Here is an 11,732-nt window from a genome sequence, read left to right as displayed (position 1 = left end):
ACCGCAACAATTCCGAGCGACGGCCATGCTGTATCACCTCTACGAAGCCCAGCGCGCCCTGATGGAGCCTTTCTCCGACTTCGCGCAGGTGGCAGCCAAGCTGTTCGCCAACCCCAGCTCTCCGCTGGCGCAGACGCCGTTTTCGCAACGCATCGCTGCAGGCTACGACCTGCTGCACCGTCTGGGCAAAGACTACGAAAAGCCCGAGTTCGGCATCCGTCACATCGACATCGACGGCGTGCACGTCGCCATCCATGAGCGGGTGGAGATCGAAAAGCCGTTTTGCGAGTTGCGACGTTTCAAACGCTACGCCGACGACCCGCAAACCCTGCTGCGTCTGAAAGAGCAGCCGGTGGTGTTGATCGTGGCCCCGCTGTCGGGTCACTACGCCACGCTGCTGCGCGACACGGTGCGCACCATGCTGCGCGACCACAAGGTCTACATCACGGACTGGAAAAATGCGCGCATGGTCCCGCTGTCGCAGGGGGATTTCCACCTCGACGACTACGTCAACTACGTGCAGGAGTTCATTCGTTACCTGCAAAAGACCTATGGCCAGTGCCACGTCATGAGCGTGTGCCAGCCGACGGTGCCGGTGCTGGCGGCGGTGTCGCTGATGGCCAGCCGCGGCGAAAAAACCCCCTTGTCCATGACGATGATGGGCGGGCCGATCGACGCCCGACGCTCGCCCACGGCAGTCAACAATCTGGCCGTGCAGCGCAGCTACGAGTGGTTCGAAAACAACGTCATCTACCGCGTGCCGCCAGGGTTTCCCGGTGAAGGACGGCGCGTGTACCCGGGCTTTTTGCAGCACGCTGGCTTCATCGCCATGAACCCGGACCGCCACGTCAACAGCCACTACGACTACTTCCAGCATCTGATCCAGGGTGACAACGAAAGCGCCGAGGCGCACCGCCAGTTCTACGACGAGTACAACGCGGTGCTGGACATGGACGCGAACTACTACCTGGAGACCATCCGCACGGTGTTCCAGGAGTTCAAGCTGGTGCACGGCACCTGGGACGTGCGCGCACCCGATGGCACGCTGGAGCGGGTGCGCCCGCAGGACATCCGGAACACGGGGCTGCTGACGGTCGAAGGCGAGCTGGACGACATCTCCGGCAGCGGGCAGACGCGCGCGGCGCACGACTTGTGCACCGGTATCGCCGCGTCGCAGCGCGCGCACTTCGAAGTCGAGGGCGCCGGGCACTACGGCATCTTCAGCGGCCGACGCTGGCGCGAGAAGGTCTACCCGGTAGTGCGCGATTTCATCCTGGCGCACCAACCCAGCAGTGGTGGGGCCGATCTAGCAGCGGTTCGGGCCGAAGCGGACCTGATGGCCGCCGCCATCCGGCGTGACGACGCCGCCGAGACGCGCAGCCGCCACCGCAAGGCGCTGCCAGACGCATGAAGCCGGGGGCGCCGGTGGCTGACCCCGCCCCCGTCGCGTGGGTCGACCGCATCGACGACGCGCTGCCACAAACGCAATGCACGCGCTGCGGCTACCCGGACTGCCGCCACTATGCGCAGGCCATCGCCAGCGGTGAGGCGGACATCAATCGGTGCCCACCCGGCGGTCAAGAGGGCGTCGCCCGCTTGGCCCGTCTGACGGGGCGCGCACCCAAGCCGCTGGACCCGTCGTGCGGAAGCGAAGGGCCATTGGGGGTCGCGGTCATCGATGAGGACTGGTGCATCGGCTGTACGCTCTGCATCAAGGCCTGCCCAACCGATGCGATCGTGGGCACCAACAAGCGCATGCACACCGTGATCGAGCCCTATTGCACGGGTTGCGAGCTGTGCATTCCCGTGTGCCCTGTGGACTGCATCAGCCTGGAGAACGTGAGCGGCGCGGCCACGGGCTGGGCAGCGTGGTCGCCCAAGCAAGCGGACTTGGCGCGTTCACGCTACCAGTGGCACTTGCAGCGCACCCAGCGCGACGCTGCCGAACACCAGGACCGGCAGGACAAGAAGGCCCAGGACAAACTGGCCAACCTGGAAGAACATTCCAAGCACACCGATCCGGCCATGCTGGACAAGAAACGCGCCGTGATCGAAGCAGCCCTGGCCCGTGCGCGTGCGGCGCGGCAGGCCAAGAGCTAAACCATTTGTGGCGCGCCCGAGCCGATTCGGGCGCTTGGGCTGCGTCAGGCCACGCGCAAAGGCAGCGCGGCCAGCCCCCGGTAAAGCGGGTTGCGGTTGCGCAGCGGCACCCCATCGAGTTGCAGCCCGGGCTTGTGCACGGCCAGCGCGCGCAACACGGCTTGCGTTTCCATTTGCGTGAGCGCAGCCCCTATGCAGATGTGCGCACCGCTGCCGAACGACAGGGCGCCAGGGTTGGCGCGGTCGATTTGCAGGGCGTCAGGGTTGCTGTGGCGGGCAGAGTCGCGGTTGGCGGAGCCGATCAACGGCAGGATCAGGTCGCCCCGCTGAACGGCTTGGCCGCACAGCGTCATGGCGCGGGTGGCACGGCGGCCGGTCCACTGCACGGGGCTGTCGAAGCGCAGCAATTCACGCACGGCGTTGCCCGCCAGTTCTGGTTGCTGGCAAAGCAGGCGCCATTGGCCGGGGTGCGAGAGCAAGGCGTGTAGGCCGTTGCCCAGCAGGTTGCGGGTGGTTTCATACCCGGCGAACAGCAGCATGGCGCACTGGGCCAGCAGTTCCAGGCTGGATTCGATCTGCCCCTGCGCTTCAGCTTGCAACAGGCGGCTCACCAGGTCGTCGCCCAGGTGCTGGCGGCGCCAGGGCAACAGTTCGCGCTCGAAGTACGCGGTCATCTCCAGCAGCCTGCGCTGGGCACGCAGCAGCTGGGCATGCTCAGGCTGCGCAGCGCCAATGAATACCGCGATGTCGTCGCACCAGCGCATGAAGGTGGCGTCCAGCGCTGGGTCCACGTTCATCAAACGGCCGATGACGCGCGCGGGCAGCGGCCGCGCTATCTGCGCCATGAAGTCGAACGGGCCATCGAGCGCAAGCACACGCTCGGCCACGGTAACGTCCATCCAGGCTTGCATCTGGGCCAAGGCATCAGGCCGGAAGGCGGGCATGAGGATCTGGCGCAGACGGCCATGGTCGGGCGCGTCCAGAAAGAGCATGGCGCGCGCGAACAGGCTTTGGAAGGGGCGCAGTTCGGCCCGGCCTTGCTGCGCGGCGGCCATGACCCAGCCGCCCGTGCGCTGTGCGGAAAGCGCCGGGTCGCGCAAGGCCGCCTCAACATCGGCATGGCGGGTGAGCAGCCACGCGCCGCCAAAGAATTCGTCGCTCCACAGCATGGCGCCCTCTTCGCGCCACGCCTGGTAGGCGGGGTACGGGTTGTCGAGGAAGGCTTCGTCTATCGACGGTGCCGTGACGGCCTCGGCCAGTGTCATGCTTCGGCGCCCGCTACCTCGGTGCCCTTCACTTCGGGGCGCTCGCCCAGGGGTTTGAGGCCCAGGCGCTCGAACAGGCGGCGGTCACGCTGGGCCTGGGGGTTAGTGGTGGTGAGCAGGCGGTCACCGTAGAAGATGGAGTTGGCACCCGCCGCGAAGCACAGGGCTTGCAGGGCGTCGTCCATCTGTTCGCGGCCTGCCGACAGGCGCACCATGGTGGTGGGCATGGTGATGCGCGCCACAGCGATGGTGCGCACGAACTCGAAGGGGTCGATGGGTTCGGCGTCGGCCAGCGGGGTGCCAGGCACGGCGACGAGGTTGTTGATGGGCACGGACTCGGGGTACGGGTCGAGGTTGGCGAGCTGGGCAATGAGGGCTGCGCGCTGGGTGCGCGTCTCGCCCATACCCACGATGCCGCCACAACACACGTTGATGCCCGCCTGGCGGACGTTGTCGAGCGTGTCGAGCCGGTCCTGGTAGGTGCGGGTGCTGATGATGCTGCCGTAGTGGTCTGGCGAGGTGTCTAGGTTGTGGTTGTAGTAGTCCAAACCGGCGTCCTTGAGCTGGCGGGCCTGGTCGCCGTCGAGCATGCCCAGCGTCATGCAGGTTTCCAGGCCCAGGCCGCGAACGCCTTCGATCATGGCGGCCACGCGTTCCATGTCGCGCTCCTTGGGGCTGCGCCAGGCTGCGCCCATGCAGAAGCGCGTGGCGCCCTGCTCCTTGGCGGCGCGGGCTGCGTCAAGCACCTCGTCCAGCGGCATGATCTTGCTGGCTTGCAGCCCGGTGTCGAAATGCGAGGACTGGGGGCAATAGCCGCAGTCTTCGGCACAGCCACCGGTCTTGATGGACAACAGTGTGGAGAGCTGGACTTCGTTGGGATCGAAGTTTTCACGGTGCACCTGCTGGGCGCGGAACAGCAGGTCCATGAAAGGCAGGTCGTACAGCGCTTCCACGGCGGCCACGGTCCAGCGGGTTTCGGGCACGCCCACGTTGGCGCGGCGCAGGGACGACAGAGAGATGGGTGCGACGGTGGTCATGGTGTCACTTCAAAAGAGGGTTGCTTCAGGCCGAACAGGGTTTGCAGGCCAGCGGTAGAAAGATGCGGTGCGACGGAGGCCGCGTCTGGGCTTTCCAGATGGGGAACGACACCCAGGCAAGGCACGTGAAAACGCCGCTCAAACTCTTGCGTGAGGGTGTGGATGTTGTCTTGCAAGTGCAGCATGGCCGGGTCCAGCGTGTTGCCCACCCAGCCCGCCAGGTGCAGGCGGCGGGCAACGATGGCCTCTGCCGTGAGCAGCGCGTGGTTGATGCAGCCCAGCCGCAGCCCGACGACGAGCACCACCGGCAGGTTCAGCGCGCACATGAGGTGCGAGCTGTCCCAGTTGGGGCCTAGCGGCACACACAGGCCGCCCGCACCTTCCACCACGATCAGATCAGCGCGCTGGGCGAGTTGGCGGGCGCCTTGCTCCAGCGTGTCTCGATCGATCACACGCCCTTCGGCCTGGGCGGCCAGATGCGGCGCACAGGGTTGGCGCAACTGGCAAGGGCCCACCTCTTCAGGTTGCAGTTCGATATTGCTGGCAGCCCACAGGGTGTGCACGTCTTCGTTGACCCATTGCCCGGCGATGTTGTCCATGCCTGCTGCCACGGGCTTGTAGCCGGCCGCGCGCAGGCCGGCCTGCGCGGCACGGTGCAGCAGCCCGGCACTGACGCGGGTCTTGCCCACTTCAGTGTCGGTGCCGGTGACGAAACAGCCTTTCATGTTTGCTCCTCGTTCAGGGTTTCGGTGAGCGCGCCCAGCAGTTGGTCCACATCGGCTGCGGTGTGGCTGGCAGAAAGCGTCAGGCGCAAACGTGCCGTGCCCACGGGCACGGTGGGCGGGCGAATGGCGGGCACACGGATGCCACGCGCTTGTAGCGCGGCCTCCAGTGCCAGTGCGCGTGCGTTGTCGCCCACGATGAGGGGTTGAATGGGCGTGAAGGACGCTGGCAGCGACAGGCCCGGGTGGCGCTCTGCCAAGGCAGCCAGACCGGTGCGCAGCTGGGTGATCAGCTCGTTGAGCCGCCCGCGCCGCTCCACGCCTTCTGGGCCTTCGATCAGCGCCAGTGAATGCCCCAGCGCATGCGCCAACGCGGGCGGCATGGCCGTGGTGTAGATGTAAGGTCGGGCGCGCTGCACCAGCCATTCGACGATGACGGGGTGCGCGGCCACGAAGGCGCCCGACACCCCGGCGGCCTTGCCGAGCGTGCCCATGAAGATCAGGCGTTCGCTGCAAAGGCCGAAATGTTCCAGGCTGCCGTGGCCGTGCGCACCCAGCACACCAAAGCCATGTGCATCGTCAATGACCAGCCAGGCGTCGTATTGCTCGGCCAGGCGCAGCAACGCTGGCAGGTCGGCCACGTCGCCATCCATGCTGAAGACGGCGTCGGTGACGATGAGCTTGACCGGGGTGGTGCAGGCACGCAGTTGGCGCTCCAGCGCGTCGAGCTGCCCATGGGGGTAGCGCAACAGCTTGGCGCGGGCCAGCAAGGCGCCGTCGATGAGCGAAGCGTGGTTGAGCTTGTCGGACAGGATGGTGGCCTGCTCGTCGCCCAGTGCCGTCATCAACGCCACGTTGGCCATGTAGCCGCTGCAGAACAGCAGCGCACGTGCACCGGGAATGTGTGGTTCCAACCATTGCGCGAGGGTGGATTCCAACGCGGCATGCGCCTGGCTGTGGCCGCTCACGAGGTGCGACGCGCCGCTGCCCGCGCCCCACAGGCGGGCGCCTTCGGCCAGCGCTGCGGTCAGGGCCGGATGGTTGGCCAGACCAAGGTAGTCGTTGCTGCAGAAGGCGAGCATGCTGCCACCGCCTTGCCATTGCTGGTGCGGGCCGCACGGCGACGCACCCACCCTGCGGCGCCTGCGCAGGGCGGCAGCGTCGATGTCAAGCAGTTGACGGTTGATGTGTTCGATCAGCATCGGGCTGTTGCAACGTGTCGTGCAGGGTGGCCTGCAAGCGCTCGGACAACCAGCGCGAGAGGTCCCCGTCGAGCACGTAGGGGGGCATCAGGTACACGGTGCGCCCAATGGGGCGAACCAGCAGTTCGTGGCGGCGACCCGCCAGGTGAAACGCCTCGGCAAAGCGGCCCTGGGCAAGCTCTGCCTTGACGTCAAAGGCCCAGATCATGCCACGGCGGCGCGGGTGCTCCACCCCGGGGTATGCCATCAGCGGTGCCAGCGCCTGGTCGAGCAAGGCCGCTTGTTGGGCGTTGCGGCCCAGCACGTCCTGGGTGTCGAAACGGTCGAGCACGGCCAGCGCCGCCCGGCAGGCCAGCGCGTTGCCGGTGTAGGAATGCGAGTGCAGGAAGCCGCGCGCCACGTCATCTGACAGGAAGGCGCGGTAGATGGCATCGCGGCACAACACCAGCGACAACGGCAGAAAACCGCCAGTGATGCCCTTGGACAGGCACACGAAATCGGGCCAGATGCCCGCCTGTTCGCAGGCGAAGAAGGTGCCCGTGCGGCCACAGCCCACGGCAATCTCGTCGGCTATGAGGTGCACGCTGTACCGGTCGCACAGCGCGCGCACCCGTTGCAGGTAGGACGCATGGTGCATGGCCATGCCTGCGGCGCATTGCACCAGCGGCTCCACGATGACGGCGGCGATGTGCGCGTGGCGTTCGGCCAGCAGCGCCTCCAGATCGGCAGCGGCGCGTTGGGCCACAGCCGCAGCGTCCTCGCCTTCAGCGGCCTGGCGGTCGTCGGGCGAAGCTACCTGGTGCGAGCGCATCAGCAGCGGGTCGTAGGCGTCGCGGAAGACGGGCACGTCCGTGACGGCCAGGGCGCCCAGCGTTTCGCCGTGGTAACCCTGGCGCACGCAGATGAATTCGCGCTTGCCGCCCTGCCCCACGTTGCGCCAGTGGTGGAAGCTCATCTTGAGCGCGATTTCCACGGCGGACGCACCGTCGCTGGCGTAGAAGGCGTGGCCCAGCACGCCACCCGTGCGGGCCGACAGCCGTTCGGCCAGTTCAATGGCGGGCGCGTGGGTGCACCCGGCCAGCATCACGTGGGGCAATACGTCCAGTTGCTGCTTGAGCGCGTTGACGATGCCCTCGTCGGCATGACCGAACAGGTTGACCCACCAGCTGCTGTTGGCGTCGAAGTAGCGGTTGCCCTCCTGGTCGTACAACCAGGGGCCATGGGCGCGGGCGATGGGCAGCGGCGGCACCACGGCCGCGCGTTGCATTTGCGTGCAGGGGTGCCACACGCTGGCCTGGCTGCGGGCCTGCCAGTCGGCGTTACCTTGTACCACGTCAGCCCAGCGCCTGGATCACTTCGGGCGGTGCCTGCACCAGCTCGATCAGCACCCCCTCTCCCGCGATCGGGAACTCGTCGTTCGATTTCGGGTGCAGGAAGGCAATGTCGTAACCCGCCGCCCCCTTGCGGATGCCGCCCGGCGCAAAGCGCACGCCCTGCGCGCTCAGCCACTCCACCGCCCGGGGCAGGTCGTCCACCCACAGGCCCACATGGTTAAGCGGCGTGGTGTGCACGGCGGGTTTTTTGTCGGGGTCCAGTGGCTGCATCAAGTCGACTTCGACCTTGAAGGGGCCTGAGCCGAGGGCGCAAATGTCTTCGTCGACGTTCTCTCGCTCGCTGACGAAGGTGCCGGTGACTTCCAGGCCGAAGAGATCGACCCACAGGCGCCGCAGCCGCGCCTTGTCCAGGCCGCCGATGGCAATCTGCTGGATGCCCAGTACCTTGAATGGGCGCTGGCTCATTTCTCGAACTCCACGATGGGTTGATCTACCACCAGGCTTTCGCCCTTGCTGGCCAGCACCTTGGCCACCACGCCGTCGGCACTGGCAAACAGCACGTTTTCCATCTTCATCGCTTCGATGACGGCGACGCGCTCGCCCGCCTGCACTTTCTGACCAGGCTGCACACAGATATCGACCAGCAACCCTGGCATGGGCGACAGCACGTAGCGGCTCATGTCCGGCGGCGCCTTATAGGGCATCAAGCGGTACAACTCGGCCATACGCGGGGAGACGACCAGACACTCCATGCGGGTGCCGTTGTGCTGCACCACCAGCGCCAGCGGGTTTTTGGCGCTACCGCGCTCGATCTGCGCGGTGAAGGGCCGTCCGTTGACCTCGCCGGTGATCACGATGTCGCTCAGGCGCGAGGGCGAGCGAATCTGATAGCGCTTGTGCCCAACGAGCACCGTGGCCTGACCACTTTCCCCCACGAACTCATCGACGTGCACGGGCACGTAGCGATGCTGGCCATCAGCGGCCAAGCGGATGACGGTGTAGTCCTTGCCGACTTTCACGCCAAATCCCGGTAGCTGCCCGCTGATGGCGGCCGCGCGCTCGCGCGATTTGCGGCGCACGAAGGCCGCCAGCGCGATCAGGAAGTCTTCGTCCTCGTGCGGCACGTCCTCGGCGCGAAAGCCGCCGCCATAGTGCTGGGCGATGAAACCCGTGTGGAAGCGCCCCGCGATAAAGTCGGGGTGGGCCAGCAACGCCGCCTGGAACGGAATGTTGCTGCTGATGCCGCGAATGACGAAGGCGTTGAGCGCGTCGCGCATCTTGTCGATCGCCTCCGCCCGGTCTTTGCCGTGCACGATGAGCTTGGCGATCATCGAGTCGTAGTACATCGGGATTTCGCCGCCCTCGAACACGCCGGTGTCCACGCGCACGCCCCAGCGATGCTCGGTGTCGGCTTGCCACATCGTCTCGACCGGGGGCTTGAAGTGCACGAGCCGACCCGTGGAGGGCAAGAAGTTGCGAAACGGATCCTCGGCATTGATGCGGCATTCGATCGCCCAACCCTCGCGCTTGACGTCGGCTTGCGTCATCGGCAGGCGCTCACCGGCCGCGATGCGAATCATCCACTCGACCAGATCCAGCCCGGTAATGCACTCGGTGACCGGGTGCTCGACCTGCAGACGGGTGTTCATCTCCAGGAAGTAGAAGTTCTGGTCCTTGCCGACCACGAACTCCACCGTGCCCGCGCTCTGGTACTGCACGGCCCGGGCCAGCGCCACGGCCTGTTCACCCATGGCACGGCGCGTGGCATCGCTGATGAAGGGCGACGGCGCCTCCTCGATCACCTTTTGGTGGCGGCGCTGGATCGAGCATTCGCGCTCGTTGAGGTAGAGCACGTTGCCGTGCGCGTCGCCGAGCACCTGGATTTCGATGTGGCGCGGCTCCTCGACGAACTTCTCGATGAAGACGCGGTCGTCACCGAAGCTGTTGCGCGCCTCGTTGCGGCAGGAGGTAAAGCCCTCGAACGCTTCCTTGTCGTTGTAGGCCACGCGCAGCCCCTTGCCGCCACCGCCGGCACTGGCCTTGATCATGACCGGATAGCCGATGCCACGCGCGATCTCGACCGCCTGCTCGGGCGTCTCGATCGGGTCGTTCCAGCCCGGGATGGTGTTGACACCCGCTTCCTTGGCCAGTTTTTTGGAGGCGATTTTGTCGCCCATGGCGGCGATGGAGTGGTGCTTCGGGCCGATGAAGACCAGCCCTTCTTCCTCGACGCGGCGGGCGAACTCCTCGTTTTCGGACAGGAAACCGTAGCCAGGGTGAATGGCCTCGGCTCCCGTGGCCTTGGCCGCGGCAATGATTTTGTCGGCGACCAAGTAGCTCTCGCGGCTGGGCGCAGGCCCGAGCAGCACGGCCTCGTCGGCCAGACGGACATGGCGGGCTTCACGATCCGCCTCGGAGTACACCGCGACGGTGGCGATGCCCATCTTACGCGCGGTAGCGATGACGCGGCAGGCGATCTCGCCGCGGTTGGCAATCAGGATTTTTTTGAACATGGTGTGCGCTCCCCTTGCCTCACAGCGGAATGTTGCCGTGCTTGCGCCACGGGTTGTCGAGCTTCTTGTCCTTGAGCATGACGAGCGAGCGGCAGATACGCTTGCGCGTCTCGTGCGGCAGGATGACGTCGTCGATGTAGCCGCGCTCGGCGGCGACGAAGGGGTTGGCAAAGCGCCGCTTGTACTCCGCCTCACGCTCGGCCAGCTTGGCCGGATCCTTCTTGTCTTCGCGGAAGATGATTTCCACCGCGCCCTTGGCGCCCATGACGGCGATCTCGGCATTCGGCCAGGCCAGATTGACGTCACCGCGCAGGTGCTTGGAGGCCATCACGTCGTAGGCACCACCGTAGGCCTTGCGGGTGATGACGGTGATCTTGGGTACGGTCGCCTCGGCATAGGCGTAGAGCAACTTGGCCCCATGCTTGATGATGCCGCCGTACTCCTGCGCAGTGCCCGGCATGAAGCCCGGCACGTCCACGAAGGTGATGACCGGGATGTGAAACGCATCGCAAAAGCGCACGAAGCGCGCCGCCTTGATGCTGCTTTTGATATCCAGACAGCCTGCCAGCACCAACGGCTGGTTGGCCACGATGCCCACGGTCTGCCCATCCATGCGCGCAAAGCCCACGATGATGTTCTTGGCGTAGTCGGGCTGGATCTCGAAAAAGTCGCCGTCGTCGACCGTCTTGAGGATCAGCTCCTTCATGTCGTAGGGTTTGTTGGGGTTATCGGGCACCAGCGTGTCCAGACTGAGCTCGGCGCGATCGACGGGGTCGCCACTGGGGCGCAGGGGTGCTTTCTCGCGGTTGGACAGCGGCAGGTAGTTGAACAGACGCCGCACCATCAACAGCGCCTCGACGTCGTTGTCGAAGGCGCGGTCGGCCACGCCACTGCGCGTGGTGTGCGTGCCAGCGCCGCCCAACTCCTCGGCGGTGACCTCCTCGTGTGTAACGGTCTTGACCACTTCGGGGCCGGTGACGAACATGTACGACGTGTCTTTGACCATGAAGATGAAGTCGGTCATGGCCGGCGAGTACACCGCGCCCCCCGCGCACGGGCCCATGATGACGCTGATCTGTGGAATCACGCCCGAGGCCAGCACGTTGCGCTGGAACACCTCGGCGTAGCCCCCCAGCGACGCCACACCCTCCTGGATGCGCGCGCCGCCCGAGTCGTTGAGACCGATCACCGGCGCGCCGACCTTCATCGCCTGGTCCATGATCTTGCAGATCTTCTCGGCATGCGCCTCCGACAGCGCACCGCCGAAGACGGTGAAGTCCTGGCTGAAGACGAACACCAACCGCCCGTTGATCATGCCGTAGCCGGTCACGACACCATCACCCGGAATCTTCTGGTCCGCCATGCCGAAATCGGTGCAGCGGTGCTCGACGAACATGTCCCACTCTTCAAAGGTACCCTCGTCGAGCAACACTTCGATGCGCTCGCGCGCGGTGAGCTTGCCCTTGGCGTGTTGGGCGTCGATGCGCTTTTGCCCGCCGCCTTGGCGGGCAGCGGCGCGCTTGCGCTCGAGCTGTTCGAGAATCTCTTGCATGATGAGC

At 66.0% G+C, this 11,732-nt stretch carries 10 protein-coding genes; 2 read left to right on the top strand and 8 right to left on the bottom strand.

Annotated features, from left to right (window positions below; translation table 11 throughout):
* Nucleotides 1-25 precede the first annotated feature (25 nt).
* Both ACPP3B_RS12855 and rsxB read left to right on the top strand, forming a co-directional pair.
* Nucleotides 26-1,411 carry a polyhydroxyalkanoate depolymerase gene (locus ACPP3B_RS12855; protein WP_424859245.1) on the top strand — a complete coding sequence of 462 codons (1,386 nt, stop codon included), beginning with the start codon at nucleotides 26-28 and terminating at the stop codon, nucleotides 1,409-1,411.
* Complete coding sequence (rsxB, locus tag ACPP3B_RS12850; RefSeq protein WP_424859244.1) at nucleotides 1,408-2,100, top strand: electron transport complex subunit RsxB; 693 nt, start codon at nucleotides 1,408-1,410, stop codon at nucleotides 2,098-2,100. Before ACPP3B_RS12855 ends, rsxB begins: the two co-directional genes overlap by 4 nt.
* A 44-nt stretch (nucleotides 2,101-2,144) precedes the next feature.
* On the opposite strand, the gene ACPP3B_RS12845 is transcribed toward rsxB, so the two are convergent.
* From ACPP3B_RS12845 to ACPP3B_RS12810, 8 genes are read right to left on the bottom strand one after another with little or no spacing between them, the layout of a single operon-like run.
* On the bottom strand, nucleotides 2,145-3,365 hold the full coding sequence (locus ACPP3B_RS12845; RefSeq protein ID WP_424859243.1) for a cytochrome P450: 1,221 nt from the start codon (nucleotides 3,363-3,365) through the stop codon (nucleotides 2,145-2,147).
* Nucleotides 3,362-4,402, bottom strand: a complete 1,041-nt coding sequence (bioB, locus tag ACPP3B_RS12840) for a biotin synthase BioB (RefSeq protein ID WP_424859242.1) — start codon at nucleotides 4,400-4,402, stop codon at nucleotides 3,362-3,364. The genes ACPP3B_RS12845 and bioB overlap by 4 nt, the downstream gene beginning before the upstream one ends.
* Complete coding sequence (bioD, locus tag ACPP3B_RS12835; protein ID WP_424859241.1) at nucleotides 4,399-5,127, bottom strand: dethiobiotin synthase; 729 nt, start codon at nucleotides 5,125-5,127, stop codon at nucleotides 4,399-4,401. The genes bioB and bioD overlap by 4 nt, the downstream gene beginning before the upstream one ends.
* Nucleotides 5,124-6,326 carry an 8-amino-7-oxononanoate synthase gene (gene bioF / locus ACPP3B_RS12830; RefSeq protein WP_299018587.1) on the bottom strand — a complete coding sequence of 401 codons (1,203 nt, stop codon included), beginning with the start codon at nucleotides 6,324-6,326 and terminating at the stop codon, nucleotides 5,124-5,126. Before bioF ends, bioD begins: the two co-directional genes overlap by 4 nt.
* Nucleotides 6,292-7,659, bottom strand: a complete 1,368-nt coding sequence (bioA, locus tag ACPP3B_RS12825) for an adenosylmethionine--8-amino-7-oxononanoate transaminase (protein WP_299018585.1) — start codon at nucleotides 7,657-7,659, stop codon at nucleotides 6,292-6,294. Before bioA ends, bioF begins: the two co-directional genes overlap by 35 nt.
* A gap of 1 nt (nucleotide 7,660) precedes the next feature.
* On the bottom strand, nucleotides 7,661-8,125 hold the full coding sequence (locus ACPP3B_RS12820) for a VOC family protein (RefSeq protein WP_424859240.1): 465 nt from the start codon (nucleotides 8,123-8,125) through the stop codon (nucleotides 7,661-7,663).
* Nucleotides 8,122-10,173, bottom strand: a complete 2,052-nt coding sequence (locus ACPP3B_RS12815; protein WP_424859239.1) for an acetyl-CoA carboxylase biotin carboxylase subunit — start codon at nucleotides 10,171-10,173, stop codon at nucleotides 8,122-8,124. The genes ACPP3B_RS12820 and ACPP3B_RS12815 overlap by 4 nt, the downstream gene beginning before the upstream one ends.
* 19 nt (nucleotides 10,174-10,192) lie before the next feature.
* Complete coding sequence (locus ACPP3B_RS12810) at nucleotides 10,193-11,725, bottom strand: acyl-CoA carboxylase subunit beta (RefSeq protein ID WP_299019164.1); 1,533 nt, start codon at nucleotides 11,723-11,725, stop codon at nucleotides 10,193-10,195.
* Nucleotides 11,726-11,732: the final 7 nt, after the last annotated feature.

It is taken from the genome of Tepidimonas sp. HKU77, assembly GCF_049728535.1.
Taxonomy (GTDB): domain Bacteria; phylum Pseudomonadota; class Gammaproteobacteria; order Burkholderiales; family Burkholderiaceae_C; genus Tepidimonas.
This window is presented reverse-complemented; position numbering and strand designations above follow the sequence as displayed.